Raw genomic sequence first — 17,565 nt, 5'->3', positions numbered from 1 at the left:
GTTCCGGTGTGCCGATGGCCGGTAGGGTCCGGCCATGTCCACGCACGAACGTGAGATCGTCGCGCCCGTCGACCTGTGCCGTACCGACGGGAGGATCGCGCCGGCCGCGATCGGCTGGTCGCGCCGGCCGCTGCACCGCTGCCGGATCCCCGGCTGGGGGCGGACGAAGCGCTGGGAGTACTGGTGCGTGACCACGCCCACGCATCTGGTGGCCCTGACGGTGAGCGACCTCGACTACCTGGCCCTGAACTCGGTCTACGTCCTGGAATACGGTTCGGCCGGTGCGGCTGCAAGGGAGTTCGAGCGCACCGCGATCGTGCCCGGCGGATTCGGCGTCCGTCTCCCCGACACCATCGCCGGAGCTCCCGATCCGGGATCTCCTTCGCTCGTGGTCGGACCGCCGCGGCCGGTCGGGGGCCGGGTACGGATCGAGATCCACGGCGAGGGATCCGGTACCCGCCTGCGGGCGCGCTGTCTGAGCCCGCAGGGCCATTCGGTGGAGGTGGACCTCCTCGTCGAGATGCCCGCCGGGCACGAGACCCTCTCCGTGGTGGTGCCCTGGGACGAACGCCGCTTCCAGTACACCTCCAAGCACACGGCCCGGCCCGCCTCCGGTACGGTGCGCATCGGCGGCGACACACTGGCTTTCGGCGCCGACGCCTGGGGCACCCTCGACCACGGGCGTGGCCGGTGGCCCCGTTCGGTGGCGTGGAACTGGGGCGCCGCCTCCGGGCGTACGGACGGCCGCACCGTCGGGCTGCAGTTCGGCGGCCGCTGGACGCGCGGCACCGGAGCGACGGAGAACGCGGTGTGCGTGGACGGCCGGATCAGCAAGATCGGCCAAGAGCTGGAGTGGCACTGGTCCCGCGGCGACCCGCTGGCGCCGTGGTCGATCCGCAGCCCCGGATCGGACCTGGTGGACCTGGTGGACCTGGTGTTCACCCCGTTCCACAACCGGTCCGCCCGCACCGACATCGGTCTCCTCGCCAACCGCACGGACCAGTGCTTCGGCCACTACACGGGCTCGATCCGCACGGACGACGGCGAGCGGATCGTGGTGGACCGGCTGCTGGGATGGGCCGAGGACGTCCGCATGCGCTGGTGATCCGCCCCACCGGAGTCCGTGCCCGGGCGTACACCCGACCGTCGGTTCCGCTCCGGCCCGTGGGGCTCAGCCGGTCCTGGTGGCGAAGGGGCCGTCGCCCGCGAACGCCAGCCGGGCGAAGTTCTCGGCGATGCGGCGGTGTCCTTCGGGGCAGGGGTGGACCGCGTCCGGCAGCGGGAATTCGGCGTGGTCGCTCTCGCCGTACAGGTCGCGTCCGTCGAGGTGGTGGAGGTTCGGGTCGTCGGCCGCCCGCTGTTCCACGATCGCGGCGAGTGCGTCGCGGATGACGGTGAGGGTGAGTCGCCCGGCAGCGCGTTCGGCCGGATCGCCCGTGGCCTTGAACCGCAGGGTCCCGCCGTCGAAGTCCGGCGCGAGAGGGCCGGGGGTGTCCTCCTGGACCGGGCACAGGATGGGGGAGACCACGAGCAGGGGTGTCGTCGGACGACCCTCGCGGATGGTGTCGAGGAAGCCGTGGACGGCGGGGGTGAAGGCGCGCAGGCGCATCGTGTCGCCGTTGACGACGTTGATGCCGATCTTGAGGCTGATCAGGTCCGCGGGGGTGTCCCGCATCGCACGGGCGGTGAACGGGTCCAGCATCGCGCTGCCCCCGAACCCCAGGTTGACCAGCTCCACTCCGCCCCGGGCGGCGGCCAGGGCGGGCCAGGTGGCGCTCGGGTGGGCGGCGTTCGAGCCGTGGCTGATGGAACTGCCGTGGTGCAGCCACACCCTGCGCCCGCTGCTGCGTGCCGGTTCGACGGGTGAGTCGGTGCGCAGGGCGATCAGCTCGGTGATCTCCGTGTGCGGGAGCCAGATCTCGATGTCCTTGTCACCGGCCGGGAGACCGGTGAACCGGGCGGTGCCCGCAGGCCCTTCCGTCAGCTCCGAGGTCTGGCGGACCAGGTCGGTGACCGTACGGACGTTGCCGCCGGCCACCGTGGCCTGGGCGGTGGGACGGCCGTCGACGAGCAGGTCGTAGACGCCGTCCGCCGGGGGCGGGAAGCCCTGGTAGACCCGCTTGGTGGGCAGCGTGTCGAGTTCGACGACCGTGGCCCGGGTGCGGAACGCCAGCCGTACGCCGGAGGGCTGGGCCTCGGCCACGGCCAGCCGGTCGTCGGGGATCTGCAGCCGTGCCCGGGCCGGCAGCCGGTGCGGCAGCAGACCGTGCGCGGTCCTCTCCACGTCGAGGTGCCCGCGCAGCATGTCCGCGGTGACGGGTGTGGTGATCCAGCCCTGTTCGGTGCTCATTGCCTTGCCTCAGCCTGGTGATCGGGGTGTACGGGGCGTACGGGGGTGTGGGGCGGGTCGGCGCGCGCGGTGCGCCGCCGGTCAGGGGGTGGTGCGGCGCCGCAGCATGGCGTCGAGGGATTCCAGGGTCCAGGCCCAGGACTCCTGGGAGTCGACGGCCGTGTGGCTGAAGCCTCCGGCCGCCTCCAGGCTGACGTAGCCGTGGAAGACGCTGCCCAGCATGCGGACCGCGTGCGTCTGGTCCGGCTCCGTCAGGTCGTAGCCGCGCAGGATCGCCCGCGTCATCTGCGCGTGCCGCACCCCTGCGCTCGCCGCGGCCGTCTGCGGGTCGAGCCTGAACCGCGCGGCGTCGTAGCGGCCGGGATGCGCCCGGGCGTAGTCGCGGTAGGCGTTCGCGAAGGCGACCAGGGCGTCCTTGCCCGCACGCCCGGCCACGGCGGCGGCGACCAGGTCGGCGAGTTCCTCCAGCGCGAGCAGGGCGATCCTGGTCCTGAGCTCGTGGGAGCTCTTCACGTGCGAGTACAGACTCGCGACCTTGACGTCGAAGCGCCGGGCGAGCGCCGAGAGCGTCACCTGCTCGAATCCGGCCTCGTCGGCCAGTTCCGCCCCTGCCAGGGTCAGCCGCTCCGGGGTCAGCCCCACCCGCACCATGACCTTCACCTTCCTTCGATCCAGCTACAGTCATTATGTATTTACCTAAAGGGTATAGGTAACCGTCGGCGTCGGGCGAATCCGGTTCCCGCGCGGCGATGAGTCCGAGGGCGCCGGCCGGTCTATCTCTATGACGGAGACAACGGAGACAACGGATTCATCGGGAGTGAGCCATGGGCCTCATCCACATCGAACTGTTCGCGACCCTCGACCTCGTCGGGCAGGCGCCCGGCGGCCCCGACGAGGACCCGGTGGGGTTCCCGTTCGGCGGCTGGCAGGCGCCCCTGCTGGACGAGGTCGCCGGGGCGCAGATCGGTGCCGCGTACGAGGGCACGGACGCCCTCCTGCTCGGCCGGCGGACGTACGACATCTTCGCCGCCTACTGGCCCCACCAGGAGGGCGGTGAGGACAACGAGATCGCCACGCTCTTCAACCGCGTCCCGAAGTACGTGGCCTCCCGCGGCAGGCCCGACCTCTCGTGGGCCGGGTCCACGCAGCTCGGCCCGGACCTGGCCGGCGCGGTCCGCGAGATCCGCGACCGCCACGAGCACGTGAAGGTCGTCGGCAGCCTGAACCTCGTGCAGACCCTCCTGCGCGAAAAGCTCTTCGACCGCCTCGACCTCTGGCTGCACCCGATCGTGCTCGGCGTCGGGAAGAAGGTGTTCGACGGCGGCGCGGTGCCCACCAGCCTCACGCTCCTCGCACCCCCGGCAGCCGGCCCGAAGGGCGCCGTCCACCTGCGCTACGGGCTCGCCGACGGCATTCCCGCGACGGGGGACATGAGCGCACCCGACCGTGGTGCCGGAAGCGGGGCGTAGGAGGCCCCCGCGCCGTACGCCGTACGCCGTAGCGGCCCGGCTCGGCGGGACGGTGCCGCAGGCCCGGCATACGCTGGATCGGGGGGCCGAGATCCGGGCGGCGACGCATGCCGGAAGGGACGCCCTGATGGACGAGTACCCGCTGATCGAGAACCACGGCCTGATAGGCGATCTGCAGACCGCGGCGCTGGTGACCTCCGACGGAGTGGTCGACTGGTTCTGCTGCCCGCGTTTCGATTCGCCCAGCGTGTTCGGAGCCCTGCTGGACAAGGGCAAGGGCGGCCACTGCACGGTCCGCCCGGCCCACACGACGTACGCGACCAAGCAGTTGTACCTGCCCGACACCGCTGTCCTGGTGACCCGCTTCATGACCGAGGCCGGCGCCGGCGAGGTGGTCGACTTCATGCCCCTGACCGGCACCACGGTCACGGCCCGGCACCGGCTGGTCCGCATGGTCCGCTGCGTGCGCGGCAGCATGACCTTCGACGTCGACATCGCGCCCCGGTTCGACTACGGGCGCAAGTCGCACGACCTGAACCTCACGGAGAACGGGGCGGTGTTCACCGCCGACGGCACGACCCTGACCGTGCACACCATCCGGGAACCGGACGACGAGCGGCTCGGCCGACTCCTCAGCGCCGGCGAGCGCGACCTGCATCTCACCCTGCGCCTCACGGCGGGCCAGCAGCGCGGGCTGATGCTGGAGTCGGCCGCCGACGGACCGCCCCGGCAGATCCGCCTCGCCGAGTACGAGGAGCTCTTCCAGGCCACCATCGGCTACTGGCGGAAGTGGCTGAGCACCTCCCGCTACACCGGCCGCTGGCGCGAGGCCGTGGAGCGCTCCGCCGTGACCCTGAAGCTGATGACCTACGCCCCCACCGGCGCCGTGATCGCCGCCCCCACCACCGGGCTGCCCGAGCAGCTCGGCGGCGAGCGCAACTGGGACTACCGCTACACATGGATCCGCGACGCCTCGTTCTCCGTGTACGCCCTGCTCGGCATGGGGTTCACGGAGGAGGCGAAGGCGTTCATCGGATGGCTCGGCGACCGGATCGCGGAACGGGCGGGCGGCGAGGGGGACACCGGGCCGCTGAACATCATGTACGCGGTCGACGGCTCCTCCGACCTGAAGGAGGAGACCCTGGACCACTGGGAGGGCTACGAACGCTCGTCGCCCGTCCGCATCGGCAACGGAGCGGCCACCCAGCTCCAGATGGACATCTACGGCGAGGCGATGGACAGCATCTCGTTCGCGCAGAGGCACGGCATCCACCTCGGGTACCGGGGCTGGACCGGCCTCATCCGCGTGCTGGAGTGGCTGGCCGAACACTGGGACTCGGCCGACGAAGGGCTGTGGGAGACCCGTGGCGGGGCCCAGGACTTCACCTACGGCCGTGTGATGTCCTGGGTGGCGTTCGACCGTGCGCTGCGGCACGCCGTGTTCAGCGGCCGGCCCGCACCGGTACTGCACTGGAGTGCCACCCGGGACCGGATCTTCGAACAGGTCATGGAACGGGGGTGGAGCGAGGAGCGCGGCGCGTTCGTCCAGCACTACGGCAGCGGGGTCCTCGACTCCTCGCTCCTGCGCATGCCCACCGTCGGCTTCCTCACCCCCCAGGACCCGATGTGGGCCTCCACCCTCGACGCGATGGAGCAGGAACTGGTCAGCGACAGCCTGGTGTACCGCTACAACCCCGAGGCGTCGCCGGACGGCCTGCGCGGCTCCGAGGGCACGTTCTCCCTGTGCACCTTCATGTACGTCGACGCACTCGCCCGGGCCGGACGGATCGACCAGGCCCGGCTCGTCCTGGAGAAGATGCTGGGCTACGCCAACCACCTGGGCCTGTACTCCGAGGAGATCGACCTGACCGGACGCCAACTGGGCAACTTCCCGCAGGCCTTCACCCACCTCGCCCTCATCGACGCGGCGATCACCCTGGACGCCGCCCTGAACCGGGGCTCCGCGCCCTAGAGCCGGGGTGTGGCCCGTTCGAGGTCGTCGACGGTGCCCGACATGACGGTCCGGATGTGTTCGGTGAGGTGGGCCGCCGGCCAGTCCCACCAGGCGATCGTGAGCAGGCGGGCGATGTCGGCGCCGCAGTGGCGGGTGCGGATGAGGCGGGCCGGGTTGCCGCCGACGATGCCGTAGTCGGGGACGTCGTCGACCACGACGGCACCGGAGGCGATGACGGCGCCGTGCCCGATGCGCACCCCGGGCATGACCGTCGTGCCGTAGCCGAACCAGACGTCGTTGCCGACGACCGTGTCCCCCCGGGCGGGCAGGCCGGTGAGGAGGTCGAAGTGCTCGGCCCACGAGCCGCCCATGATGGGGAAGGGGAACGTGGAGGGGCCGTCCATACGGTGGTTGGCCCCGTTCATGATGAACCGGACCCCGGTGCCCAGCGCACAGAACTTCCCGATGACCAGCCTCTCCGGCCCGTAGTGGTAGAGGACGTTCCTCGTCTCGAACGCGGTCGGGTCATCCGGGTCGTCGTAGTACGAGTACTCCCCGGCCTCGATCAGCGGTGAGGTCAGCAGCGGCTTGAGCAGCACCACGCGCGGCCGGTCCGGAAACGGGTGGAGCACGGTCGGGTCCGCGGGAAGACGGTTCACGGCAGCCGCTCCGTCAGGCTTCGGGTTCCGGGCCGCCGCCCCGCCGCAGGTCCGCGTCGCCGAGCGGTTCCAGCGCGCCGCGGGTGTCGAGCCGGTACAGGAAGGCCACGGCGGGGAAGACCAGGACCGCGGCGACGACGGTCACGATGATCAGCCAGTGCAGGGTGCTGGGCGCCCCCGCCGCCTCGGCCACCGTCAGCCGGCCGGGGATGAGGTACGGGCGCTGCGCCACGCCCCACGCGAGCACGGCCGAGGCCATGAGGACGACGGCCGCCGGCCGGGACCACGCCCCGGACGTGCGCAGCAGCAGCCACGCCGTGACGAGGGTGGCCAGGACGGACACGACGACGAGGACGAGCCCGGCACCGTGCGAGAGGCCGTGCCACAGGTGGGGGGCGTCCCCGTGCGCGACGACCAGCGTGACCGCCCCCAGCACGGCGAAGGCGCCGAGGGCGGCCAGCGCCCGCCGCCGGAAGTAGGAGTGCAGGTCGGGGGCTTCGTAGCGGACGGCGTCCGCGGCCAGGAACACCGCCCCGAGCAGCGCCGTGCCGACGACGGCCAGCAGGCCGAAGAAGACGGAGGTCGGGTTGAACCAGGCGTGCGCCGTCGGCTCGGTGCCCGGTCCCACGCGCCCCGAGGCGATCCCTCCCGCGGCGGCACCGAGGAAGAACGGGGTGAGGAGCGAGGAGACCGCGAACACGGCGCCGTAGACCCGCCGTCCGGCGATCCGGCGGGTCGGCTTGCGCAGCGCGAAGCCGGCGCCGCGCAGCACGATGCCGATGACGGCGAGGGCCAGGGGCAGCCACATCGAGGAGAACACGGTCTGGAAGAACACCGGGAACCCGGTCCACATGATGACCAGGACGAAGATCAGCCAGACGTTGTTGACCTCCCAGACCGGGGCCATGGCGTGGTCGATCAGCCAACGGGGGCGCCTGCCGCGCTCCGCGCCGCCCGCCGTCAGGTCCCAGAAGCCCGCCCCGTAGTCGGTGCCGCCGGCGCAGGTGTAGGCGGCCACCGCGAGGAGCAGGACGGCGGCGACCACACCGGCGGCGGTCACGGCCTGCCCTCCTCGGTCGGTGCCGCGCCGGTGCCCTCGCCCGGAGCAGGGGCGTCGCCGGCCGGGACGGCGGCACGGGGGCCGTACGGGGTGTCGGTCTCCGGTGTCGCCATCGTGCCCGCCTCAAGGCTTCGTTCGTCGTCCTGGCGCCATCGGGTGCGCATCTTCAGGAGCACGGCCAGGAAGGACCCGAAGATGAGGATGTACACGACGACGACCACGGCGAACATGGTCCACAAGGACCCGGAGCGGGCCCCGGTCACCGCTTCGGCGACCCGCATGTTCTCGTAGACGATCCACGGCTGGCGGCCCACCTCGGTGGTGATCCAGCCGCACTCCACGGCGATGACGCTCGCCACACCGGCGCAGGCGGCGCTGCGGTAGAACCACGGCGACGCGGGCAGCCGGCGGCGGCGCCACCAGACGAACGCGTACCAGACGACCAGCAGCAGGAGCACCGAGCCGATGCCCACCATGATGTCGAAGGTCCAGTGGATCAGGGTGGCCTGGGCGACGGTGGGCCGGTTCTCCGCCGGTACGGTCGCCAGTCCGTGCACCTCGGTGTCGGGGCTGAAGCCGGCCAGGATGGAGTCGAGTTGGGGGATCTTGATGCCGCCGGTGACGGTCCCGTCGGGGTGAAGGCGGCCGAAGAGGTACTCCGGGACGTGCGTGTCGGTGTTCCAGACGATCTCCATCGCCGCGAACTTCACCGGCTGCTTCTGGAACACCGCCCGGGCGATGGCGTCGCCCAGCATGAACTGGACGGGGGTGAACACGGCCGCGACCGTGAACGGAACGGTGAAGCCGAGGCGGTGGTAGCGGTCGCGGCGCCCGCGCAGCCAGCCGGTGGCGTAGACACCGGCCACCACGAACCCGGCGGTGACCAGCATCGCCACGACGAAGTGCCAGTACTGCGGCCCGAACATCGGCGTGAAGATCGCCTTGCGGACGTCCACGTCCACGGGATTGCCCTCGGAGTCGAGGGAGAAGCCCTGCGGGGTGTTCATCCAGGAGTTGGCCGCCAGGATGCCGAAGGCGCCCAGCAGGGCCGTCGCCGGCAGGGGCAGTCCGAGGAGGAAGTGGGTACGGGCGGGCAGCCGGCGCCACCCGTAGAGGTAGATCGCGATGAGGACGGCCTCCAGGAAGAAGGCCCATGCCTCGACGCCGAACCCGATCCCGAACACATCGCCCCACCGGCCCATCAGCCCCGGCCACAGCAGGCCGAACTCGAAGGACAGGACGGTGCCCGTGACGACGCCGATGGCGAACTGCACCGCCATGACCGCCGACCAGCGGCGCGCCAGCAGCAGGGCGGTCGCGTCGCCGCGCCGTAGCCCGTAGCCGTGCATGATCAGGGTGATCAGCGGCAGCGCCACGCCCATCGGCACCAGGATGATGTGCGAGGCCAGGGTGAAGGCCATGAGCGAGCGGGCCGGCAGCATCTGCGGCGGAGGTGCCTCCGCCAATAGGTGGAGCGTGGTGTGCATGCGTCCCTCCCCGGGGCCGAAGCGGATGGAGGTCAGCCGCCGGTGGCGAAGCCCGGGAAGAGGGTCATGCCGCCGTCCACGTAGAGCGTGGCGCCCACGACGTAGTCCATGAGGTCGGAGGCGAGGCCGACGGCCGCGTGGGCGATGTCCTCCGGGTCGCCGACCCGGCCGTACGGGATCAGCTTGAGCAGGTCCTGCTCGGCCTGCTCGGTGTCCCAGGCACTGCGGTTGATGGGCGTCCGGATCGCGCCGGGGGCGATCGCGTTGACGCGGATCTTCTGCGGGGCGAGTTCCTGGGCCAGGGTCTCCATCATCATCTGCACGCCGCCCTTGGAGGAGGCGTAGTTCACGTGCCCGGCCCAGGGGATGATCTGGTGCACCGAGCTCATACAGATGATCTTGCCTGCGGAGCTGGAGACCTCCGGGACGACCCCGCGCCGCAGGAACTCCTTCGTCGCCTCGCGGGCGCACAGGAACTGTCCCGTCAGATTGACGTCGATGACCTTCTGCCACTGGGCGAGCGTCATCTCGGTGAAGGCGGAGTCGCGCTGGAGGCCGGCGTTGGCGACGAGGATGTCGATGGTCCCGAACTCCTCGACCATGCGGTCCATCATGGCCACGACCTGGCCCTCGTCGGACACGTCCGCCTCGTACGCCGCCGCGCGCACGCCGAACGAGGCGATCTCCGCGACGACCTTCTCGGCATCCTCCCGTCCGGCCACGTAGTTCACGACCACGTCCGCCCCGGCCCGGCCCATGCCGATCGCCGTGGCCTTGCCGATCCCGGAGTTCGCACCCGTCACCAGTGCCTTCTGGCCCCGGAGCAGGTGCGCGGGGATCACGCCCCGGGGTACGCCTTCGGTGGAACTCACGACGGACTGCCTCCTTCGCACCGCCGCCCCGTGCCGTCGGGGCGACGGCACCCCGGCGGGTCCGGCGTCACCCAATCACCGCATCCGGCGCGCGGCGGCCTGCCGCGATCCGTGTTGCGCCACCCGGTGCAGGATCTTCGCCCGGTCGGCGGTGTCCGCAGCGGTGTCCCGGCGGCAGTGTCCCGGCCGCGGTGTCCCGGCTCGGGTCAGCCCATCCGTTCCAGGAGGTGGTCGCCGACCCGCAGGGCGTTCGCGATGGCCGTCAGCGACGGGTTCACCGCGCCGATGCTCGGGAAGAAGCTCGTGTCGACCACGTACAGGTTGTCCAGCTCGTGCGCCTTGCAGTTGAGGTCCAGGGCCGACGACGCCGGGTCGGTGCCGAACCGTACGGTGCCGGCCTGGTGCGCGGTCGCACCGATCGGCATGCCCTTGTGCAGGTAGAGGCTGTGGTCCAGCAGGTGGTGCTCGTGCATGCCCAGCCGCCCCAGCATGCTCTGGAGCTTGTGCCGCAGCCGCCCCAGCCCGGCCGTGTTGTGGGACTCGTCGAGCGCGAGGTGGATGCGGCCGTCGCCGTCCAGGGTGACGCGGTTGTCGGGCAGCGGCAGGTCCTCCCCGCACAGCCAGAAGTCCACCGCGTGGTGGGCCATGACCTCGAACGGCATGTTCGGGGTCACGGCGCCGGCCCAGCGCGGGGCCTCACCGTGGATCTGCTCGGCGTCCGATTTGCCGAGCATCTGGATCCCGCCGAGGGGGTAGTCCCAGTCGTCCGCGCCCAGGTACCAGTCGTGCAGGGCGAGGGTCTTCTGGAACTGCGTGTCGTTCGGCTCCCGGGAGACGGCCATCAGGGCCAGGTTGTTGTGGCGCATGTAGAACCGCCCGACCACGTCCGAACCGTTCGCCAGCCCCCGCGGATGCCGGTCGTTCGCCGAAGCGAGCAGCAGCGCCGCCGAGTTGACCGCGCCGCAGGCCACGACCACGAGGTCGGCGGAGAACCGGGCCTCCTCACCGCCGCCGAGGCGGGCGACGACCGAGCTGACCGTACGTCCCGTCGGATCGGTCTCCAGCCGCAGCACGTGCGCGTGGGTGACCAGCTCGACGCCCGGGTGCTGCAGCGCAGGCTCCACGCAGATCACCTGGGCGTCGGACTTGCCGCGCACCAGGCACGGGAAGCCGTCGACCCGGTTGCAGCGGATGCAGACGCTGGACGGGGTCGCCCGGCCGGTCGCGTCCTGGTCCAGGTCGACCCCGATGGGCAGGTGGAAGGGGTGCAGACCCTGCTTCTCCAGGTCGTCGCTCAACTGCTGGATCCGCGGCTCGTGTTCCACCGGCGGGTGGGCGTACTGGGCGCTCGCCGGACCCTCCGTGGGGTCCTCGCCGTGCCGGCCGTGCACCCGGTAGAGGTGCTCCGCCTGGGTGTAGTACGGCTCCAGGTCCTCGTAACGGACCGGCCAGGCGGGCGAGATCCCGTCGTGGTGGCGCAGCTCCCCGAAGTCCTCCGGGCGCAGCCGGAACAGCGCCGCGCCGTAGAACTTGGTGTTGCCGCCCACGTAGTAGTTGACCTCGGGAGGGAACTCGCGGCCGTGCCGGTCGAACCAGAACTCGGGCGCGCGGTACTTCCCCTTGACGAACACCGCCGTGGAATCCCAGTTGTCGCGTTCGCGGGGGAGGAAGCCACCGCGTTCGAGGATCAGCACCCGCTTCCCGGACGGGGCGAGCCGGTGGGCGAGCGTGCCGCCGCCCGCGCCCGTTCCGATGACGATGACGTCGTAGTGCGGAGCGTCGTTCAACCGGATCACCGTCCTCGGCTTGCGGTGCCGCAGCCCCCGGCGGGTCTGTCGCGGCAGGGTCCCCCTTCGAACGTATACGCCCCCCGCCGGTGCGGCACCCGGGGACGGGGGAGCCGGACACCGGCGGCGGGGGTCACAGGACCGCGATCGGGTTGACCGGGGAGCCGGTGGCCCCCGGAAGCCGCAGCGGTGCCACCGTGCACAGGAACCGCCAGCGCCCGAGCCCCGCGCACGCGTCGGCCAGTTCGTCCAGGTCCAGGTAATCCATCAGGTGCATGCCCAGGGCGTGCAGAGCCAGGACGTGCACGGGGAAGGAGACGCCGGGCACCGGGCTCGGGGCCGTGTCGTTGTTGCCGTCCGAGCCGAGGACGGCGACCTGCCGCTCGGCCAGCAGCCCCATGCACGCCGGATGCAGGCCCGCCCGGGCGTGCGCCGCGTCCCAGGCGCCGGTCTCCCGGCGCCGGCGGCGGTGTCCGACCCGTACGAGCAGCAGATCGCCCGGCCCGATCCGGACGCCCTGGACCTCCTCGGCCGCCGTCAGGTCGCCGGGGGTCACGAAGTCTCCGGGCTCCAGCCAGGAGACCCCGCGCAGCCGCGGGACGTCCAGCAGGACCCCGGGGCCGACGATCCCGTCGCGCACCAGGTCGAGGGTGATCCCGCGCGCGCCGCCCGCCGCCAGACGGCTCTCCGGGAGGCCACCGTGGAGCTCGCCGTCGAACACGACGTGACACAGGGCGTCGAGATGGCTGTGGGCGTCCCCGTGCACGTTCATGGCGAACCGGTCCAGGGCGAAATGCACCCCCGGGGTTCCGGTCTCCGGCGCGGTCGGCGCCGTCAGGCGGTAGACGGCGGGCTGCGGATCGTCCGGCCCCGGCCGGGTCTCGATGGGGGCGGCCAGCGACACGGTGCGCCCGAGGCGCACCCCGGCCGCTGCCGCGGCCACGCGCTCCGGGGTCAGGTGGGCGAGGGTGCCGCGCCGGTGCTCCGGGCCTGCGGGTGCCCGCCGGCCCAGCTCGGCGTGGAGGGAGCGGAAGGCAGCCTCCGACATGAAAGGCGAAACCGCCCGGTCGGGTGTCGGGTCGTCGTCCGTCACGCGGGTCCTCCCGGTCTGCCGAAGGCCCCGCCTCCACTGTCCGCCGCCGCGGCGTCCCGTGCATCCCGGCGGCCGCGCCGCCCGCCCGCGGCGCCCGCCCGGCCGCGGCGCCCTGCATCCTCAGGAGCGGTGTCCGGCGACCGACCGGTGCGCGACGGGGAAGTCGAAGTACGTGTCCGGGAACAGCTCCGGCTTGTGCGTGAAGTGCCACCACTCCTCGGGCAGGTTGACGAATCCCTCCGCCGTCAGCGCCGACCTCAGCAGGTCCCGGTTCGCGCGCTGTGCCCCCTGGACGCGCGGGTCGTCGGTGTGCGACAGGGTGTCGAAGCAGTCGAAACCCGTGCCCATGTCCACGGAGTTGTCCGGATACCGCTCCGCCCGGGGCGCGTAGCAGGGCACCGATTCCTGCCCCGGCCGCGGCCGGGGCGCCGGCAGCGCCGGGAGCCGCACCAGCGTCACGTCCATGGTGCTGCCCCGGCTGTGTCCCGACTTCTTGGCGATGTAGCCGTCCTCGAACAGCCGGGACTTGTCGACACGCGGATAGAACTCCGCCTTCCGCCGCTCGTCGCCGAGGTCCTCGGCCCACCGTACGAAGTGGTCGACGGCCCGCTGCGGCCGGTAGCAGTCGTACACCTTGAGCGAGTAGCCCTGGCGCAGCAGGCGCACCTGGGCCCGGTGCAGGGCCTCGGCGGCCGGGCGGGTCAGGATGCAGACGGGCTGGCGGTAGCCGTCGACCGGCTCGCCGACGAAGTTGTGCGCACGCACGTACCGCATGTCCTGCAGGATCGTCGGGTCGACCGAGCCCAGGGCCACGAATGCGCGCGGCGCCTTCGCCTCGGGCGGCGGTGCGCTCGCCCCGGCGGTGGCGGCCCCGGCCATCGTGAGAGCGGCGGCGGCGGCGGCGGTCACGGTCATGGCGAGGCGCGCCCTCATCGGCGCCCCTAACGTGGAAATGGTCATCCAACCCTCCGTCGGCGGTGCTGCGGGGACGTGATCGGGCACCATGCTGCCCGACGCCGGGGCCCGTCCCGTCCGGATCCGGCCGAACCACCCGAACTGCGTCCACCGCGAGGCGGACCTACGCTGATCAGGTGACCGGTTGCGCCGGAGGACCGGCGGAGGAGCGGTGATGCCCTTCCGCCGTACCGGATGCGGTCCGAGGAAGGTGATGCCCGATGTCCGCACCCAGGGCAGTCGCGGTCCGCCGCGCGACCGCCGGAGCCGCCTGCCTGCTGGTCTTCGCGGGCGGGGGCACGGCCGTCGCCGATGACAACGGCATCGCCGACGAGAGCGCCCAGGCCATCGCACGGGCCTCGCGCGAGGCCATGTCCGAGGTCACCTCCATGCACATGGTGGGCAAGGTGACCGACACCGCGGGCACCACCACGCTCGACCTGCGGTTCGACGAGCAGGGCGACTGCGTGGGCACCGTCATACCCCCCGGCAACGCCGGCAAGGCCGACATCGTCAAACGCGGCGACGACGTCTGGATGAAACTCGACGACGCCCTGCTCAGGTCCCAGGTGCCGGGTCCCGCGGCCGACGACGCGATCGCGCTCATCAACGGCCGCTACCTGCACGGCACCACGGACAGCGCCATGCTGAGCGATTTCGCCCAGGTCTGCGATCTGGACTTCTTCAAGAAGGAGTTCTCCTCGAAGCCGCCGAGCGAACAACTGGTCAAGGGTTCCCGGACCACGGTCGACGGCCAACCCGCCATCACGGTCACCAGCAAGCGCGACGGCCGGACGGGCACGTACCAGGTCTCCACCGAGGACGAGCCGTACCTCCTGCAGGTGCGGGGCACCGATGAGTCCGGCCGGCGCGTGGACGCCTCCTTCTCCGACTTCGACAAACCCGTCACGCCGCGGCCCCCGGCGCCGGCCGACTCGGTCGACCTGTCCGAGCTCCAGTAGCGGGTGGGTCAGCGCAGCTGCCGGCGGACCAGGCCGTGGAAGAGGCCGGCCGTGTCGGCGAGCAGTTCGGCGGGCGGGCCCTGCTGGACGATCCGGCCGTCGGCCATGACGATCACGCGGTCGGCGTCCATGACCGTGGAGAGCCGGTGGGCGATCACGAGGCGGGTGGCCCGCAGGGCACGGGTGGATTCGGTGACCACACGCTGGGCCTCGTTGTCCAGCGCGCTCGTGGCCTCGTCGAGGAACAGGACGCGCGGCTTGCGGATGAGGGCCTGGGCGATCATCAGCCGCTGGCGCTGACCGCCCGAGACGGTCCCGCCGCCGTCGGACAGGATGGTGTGCATGCCCATCGGCATGGCTTCGATGTCCGCCGCCAGGCCCGCCATCGCGGCGGCCTCCCACGCCTCCTCCGCCGAGAACGTCCCGGTGCCGCGGATGCAGTCGAGGATCGAGCCGGTGAGGGGCTGGGCGTGCTGCAGCACGACACCGCACTGACGGCGTACGGCCGCCCGGTCGAGCGCCGCCAGGTCCTGACCGTCGTAGAGCACACTGCCCGAGACGGGCCTGTCGAAGCCGATGAGCAGCCGCAGCAGGGTCGACTTGCCGCAGCCACTGGCCCCGACGACCGCGACGAACTCGCCCGGTCCGATCCGGAGGCTGACGTCGTCGAGGACGAGCGGGCCGTCGTCGGCGTAACGGTAGGACAGGTTCCTGGCCTCGACGGCACCGGTAAGCTCCCCCGGGCGGGTACTGGAGCGGTCCACCTCGGGAGTCTCCCGCAGGAGCGGTCTGATCTGCTCGAACATCGGCAGGACCGCGGCGGCCGAGACGAGCGCCCCGGTCACCTGCGTGACCGACGACAGCAGCATCGTCAGCGCGGTGCTGAAGGTGAGGAACTCACTCGCGGACATGGCGCCGCGCGCCGGACCGGCCAGCAGCACGAACATCACCAGCGTGCACAGCGGCAGGTATACGGCGCCGAGGACCGTACTGACGTTCTGGGTCCGGCCGATGCGCTGCTGCAGGTCGCGGGTACGGGCGAACTCCTTTGCCCAGGCGGCGTACGCGAAGCTCTCGGCCGCGGCGACGCGGAGCTTGGGCAGGCCCCGCAGGGTCTGGAAGGCCTGGTTGCCCAGCCGGTGGCCGAGCGTGTTCAGCCGGCGCTCGTACCGCAGCTGCCACAGCCCCAGGCCCAGGAAGACCACTGCGATGACGGCCAGCATGCCGAGCGCCGCCATCGCCAGCGGCACGCTGTGGACGAGCAGCAGTACGAAGCTCACCACGCCGACCGCGCCCGCCTGTACGCAGACCGGGCCGATGCCGGACATCACGCGGCGCATCGCGCTGATGCCCATCGCCGCGCCGGCCAGCTCGCCCGTGGAGCGACCCGCGAAGAACGTGGCCGGCAGCCGCAGCAGCCGGTCCCACACGGCCGGCTGCAACGTGGCCTCGATACGGCCCTCCATGCGCAGGAGGGAGGTGTTCTGCAGCAGCATGAAGACGGCCGCGACCACGGCGGTCGCAACCAGCGCCAGCCCGGTCTGCACGATCAGGCCGGTCTCGCCCTGCGGGACGTACCGGCCGAGGACCTGGCCGGTGGCGACCGGCACCAGCGCCCCCAGCACCACCGCGACCAGTCCGCCCAGCATCAGGCTGCGCAGCTCGGGGAGGGTGCCGCGCAGGGTGAAGCGGACCAGCGCGGGCAGTCCCACCCGCCCCTCGGGCAGGGGGCGGTACAGCATGACGGCGCGCGGTTCGAAGGCGGCCTGGTTGGCTCTCCCCACGCGCTCGCGCCTGCCGGTGGAGGGATCGACCGCCTCGTAGCCACCGCGCCGCCACAGCAGGGCGACCGGCGTGCCGTCCTTCTCGCGCCGGCCCACCAACGGGCCGCAGTTCTCCCGCCACCAGCGCCCGCCGAGACCCACCACGCGGGTGCGGATCCGCGAGGCGAGCGCGATGCCTTCGACGGGATCCAGCTGCTCGGACGCGGTGCCTGCCCCGCCCGGTGCGGACAGGGCGATACCGGCCGCGCCGGCGACGACGCGGCACGCCGCGAAGGTCGCGTCGACGTCCGCGCCACGGTGGCGGCCGCGATCGCGGCCGCCGGTGCGGACGATGGACGCCAGCAGCGTCCGGTCGGCCTGGGTACGGGCTGCCTGGCCCGCCCGGATCCCGGCGGCCGTGCGGTCCTCGTGGGCGCGTTCCAGCTGTTCGATCCAGCCGTCCAGGGCGTACAGCAGCCGGTACTGCTGGTCGACCATGCCCTGCCACATCGCGGCGTCGACGAGCAGGGTGCCGACCGGCTCCGTCTCGTACGCGGCGCCGTACCGCACACTGCCGGGGGCGATCCGCATCCAGAGGATGTCGTCGTCGGCTCCGCCGTGCCCGGTGGCGGCGGCGTCCAGCGGTGCCTCGTAGAGCACGCGCAGACCGCGGCCGATCCCGCGCGCGAAGGCGTCCTCCAGCGGACTCGGCCCTCCTGCGGCAGCGGCGCCGTACGGCCCCTCACCGGCGTACTGCGGGTCGTGCAGGTCCTGCAGTTCCTGCGGGAACGGCGCGTACTCCCCGCGGTACAGCTCCCGCAGTCCGATGCGGCGCAGCCGGCACCCGGGCAGGGGCCGGCCGACCAGGGTGTGGCCGGGGCCCTCGGCCGGCCCGAGCAACAGCGTGCCCGGCTCCAGCCGGCCCAGGAAGTGCCACTGCCCGCCCTGCACGGCGTCCACCGCGAACAGGTCCAGCTCGCCCTCGACGACCAGCCACAGGACGAGCGGACCTTCCAGGGACAGGCTGCGCAGGCCCGTGCAGTCCACCGGCGAGCCCAGCGCGCCCAGGGCCGCGACGACCGGATCCGCAGCTCCGGCCGGCGTACCGGCGCTGGCAGCGGCATTGGCAGCGGCAGTGACATGGTCCGCGTACAT

Annotated in this window: 14 protein-coding genes; 4 read left to right on the top strand and 10 right to left on the bottom strand. The window is 72.1% G+C overall.

What is annotated here, in order from left to right; translation table 11 throughout:
* Positions 1 to 34: 34 nt before the first annotated feature.
* Positions 35 to 1,105, top strand: a complete 1,071-nt coding sequence (locus tag KO717_RS03280; protein ID WP_301364342.1) for a DUF2804 domain-containing protein — start codon at positions 35 to 37, stop codon at positions 1,103 to 1,105.
* A gap of 66 nt (positions 1,106 to 1,171) precedes the next feature.
* On the opposite strand, the gene KO717_RS03275 is transcribed toward KO717_RS03280, so the two are convergent.
* Positions 1,172 to 2,350 (bottom strand): GDSL-type esterase/lipase family protein, encoded by a 1,179-nt coding sequence (locus tag KO717_RS03275; protein ID WP_301364341.1) that lies wholly within the window; start codon positions 2,348 to 2,350, stop codon positions 1,172 to 1,174.
* A gap of 81 nt (positions 2,351 to 2,431) precedes the next feature.
* Complete coding sequence (locus tag KO717_RS03270; RefSeq protein WP_301364340.1) at positions 2,432 to 3,001, bottom strand: TetR/AcrR family transcriptional regulator; 570 nt, start codon at positions 2,999 to 3,001, stop codon at positions 2,432 to 2,434.
* 173 nt (positions 3,002 to 3,174) lie between these two features.
* Between KO717_RS03270 and KO717_RS03265 the strand changes: the two genes are divergently transcribed.
* Entirely contained in the window at positions 3,175 to 3,819 is a 645-nt protein-coding gene (locus tag KO717_RS03265) for a dihydrofolate reductase family protein (protein WP_301364339.1), read from the top strand.
* A 127-nt stretch (positions 3,820 to 3,946) separates the two neighbouring features.
* On the top strand, positions 3,947 to 5,791 hold the full coding sequence (locus tag KO717_RS03260) for a glycoside hydrolase family 15 protein (protein ID WP_301364338.1): 1,845 nt from the start codon (positions 3,947 to 3,949) through the stop codon (positions 5,789 to 5,791).
* On the opposite strand, the gene KO717_RS03255 is transcribed toward KO717_RS03260, so the two are convergent.
* The 7 genes from KO717_RS03255 to KO717_RS03225 form a co-directional block, all read right to left on the bottom strand.
* Positions 5,788 to 6,432: a CatB-related O-acetyltransferase gene (locus KO717_RS03255; RefSeq protein WP_301364337.1), complete on the bottom strand. Its 645-nt coding sequence runs from the start codon at positions 6,430 to 6,432 to the stop codon at positions 5,788 to 5,790. The genes KO717_RS03260 and KO717_RS03255 overlap by 4 nt on opposite strands.
* Positions 6,433 to 6,445: 13 nt before the next feature.
* Positions 6,446 to 7,492, bottom strand: coding sequence for a cytochrome d ubiquinol oxidase subunit II (locus tag KO717_RS03250; protein WP_301364336.1), 1,047 nt, complete (start codon positions 7,490 to 7,492; stop codon positions 6,446 to 6,448).
* A complete protein-coding gene (locus tag KO717_RS03245) occupies positions 7,489 to 8,979 on the bottom strand; it encodes a cytochrome ubiquinol oxidase subunit I (protein WP_301364335.1) in 1,491 nt (496 codons plus the stop codon). Before KO717_RS03245 ends, KO717_RS03250 begins: the two co-directional genes overlap by 4 nt.
* Before the next feature lie 32 nt (positions 8,980 to 9,011).
* A complete protein-coding gene (locus KO717_RS03240; protein WP_390798184.1) occupies positions 9,012 to 9,806 on the bottom strand; it encodes an SDR family oxidoreductase in 795 nt (264 codons plus the stop codon).
* A gap of 251 nt (positions 9,807 to 10,057) precedes the next feature.
* Positions 10,058 to 11,638, bottom strand: coding sequence for a GMC oxidoreductase (locus KO717_RS03235; protein WP_301364333.1), 1,581 nt, complete (start codon positions 11,636 to 11,638; stop codon positions 10,058 to 10,060).
* Positions 11,639 to 11,771: 133 nt separating this feature from the next.
* Positions 11,772 to 12,686 carry a cyclase family protein gene (locus KO717_RS03230; protein ID WP_301374353.1) on the bottom strand — a complete coding sequence of 305 codons (915 nt, stop codon included), beginning with the start codon at positions 12,684 to 12,686 and terminating at the stop codon, positions 11,772 to 11,774.
* Between the two features lie 165 nt (positions 12,687 to 12,851).
* Positions 12,852 to 13,691, bottom strand: a complete 840-nt coding sequence (locus KO717_RS03225) for a M15 family metallopeptidase (RefSeq protein ID WP_301364332.1) — start codon at positions 13,689 to 13,691, stop codon at positions 12,852 to 12,854.
* 215 nt (positions 13,692 to 13,906) lie between these two features.
* Here KO717_RS03225 and KO717_RS03220 point away from each other — a divergent pair, with 215 nt between their 5' ends.
* Positions 13,907 to 14,647, top strand: coding sequence for a hypothetical protein (locus tag KO717_RS03220; RefSeq protein ID WP_301364331.1), 741 nt, complete (start codon positions 13,907 to 13,909; stop codon positions 14,645 to 14,647).
* Between the two features lie 8 nt (positions 14,648 to 14,655).
* On the opposite strand, the gene KO717_RS03215 is transcribed toward KO717_RS03220, so the two are convergent.
* A complete protein-coding gene (locus KO717_RS03215; RefSeq protein ID WP_301364330.1) occupies positions 14,656 to 17,565 on the bottom strand; it encodes an NHLP bacteriocin export ABC transporter permease/ATPase subunit in 2,910 nt (969 codons plus the stop codon).

It is taken from the genome of Streptomyces xanthophaeus, assembly GCF_030440515.1.
GTDB classification, from domain to species: Bacteria; Actinomycetota; Actinomycetes; order Streptomycetales; family Streptomycetaceae; genus Streptomyces; species Streptomyces kutzneri.
The sequence above is the reverse complement of the archived record's forward strand: the minus strand, read 5'-3'. Positions and strand labels throughout refer to the sequence as shown.

Coding starts and splice junctions, on each gene's coding strand:
- KO717_RS03280 (WP_301364342.1), top strand. CDS start 35: ATGTCCACGCACGAACGTGAGATCGTCGCGCCCGTCGACCTGTGCCGT.
- KO717_RS03275 (WP_301364341.1), bottom strand. CDS start 2,350: ATGAGCACCGAACAGGGCTGGATCACCACACCCGTCACCGCGGACATG.
- KO717_RS03270 (WP_301364340.1), bottom strand. CDS start 3,001: ATGGTGCGGGTGGGGCTGACCCCGGAGCGGCTGACCCTGGCAGGGGCG.
- KO717_RS03265 (WP_301364339.1), top strand. CDS start 3,175: ATGGGCCTCATCCACATCGAACTGTTCGCGACCCTCGACCTCGTCGGG.
- KO717_RS03260 (WP_301364338.1), top strand. CDS start 3,947: ATGGACGAGTACCCGCTGATCGAGAACCACGGCCTGATAGGCGATCTG.
- KO717_RS03245 (WP_301364335.1), bottom strand. CDS start 8,979: ATGCACACCACGCTCCACCTATTGGCGGAGGCACCTCCGCCGCAGATG.
- KO717_RS03230 (WP_301374353.1), bottom strand. CDS start 12,686: ATGTCGGAGGCTGCCTTCCGCTCCCTCCACGCCGAGCTGGGCCGGCGG.
- KO717_RS03225 (WP_301364332.1), bottom strand. CDS start 13,691: ATGACCATTTCCACGTTAGGGGCGCCGATGAGGGCGCGCCTCGCCATG.
- KO717_RS03220 (WP_301364331.1), top strand. CDS start 13,907: ATGTCCGCACCCAGGGCAGTCGCGGTCCGCCGCGCGACCGCCGGAGCC.
- KO717_RS03215 (WP_301364330.1), bottom strand. CDS start 17,565: ATGTACGCGGACCATGTCACTGCCGCTGCCAATGCCGCTGCCAGCGCC.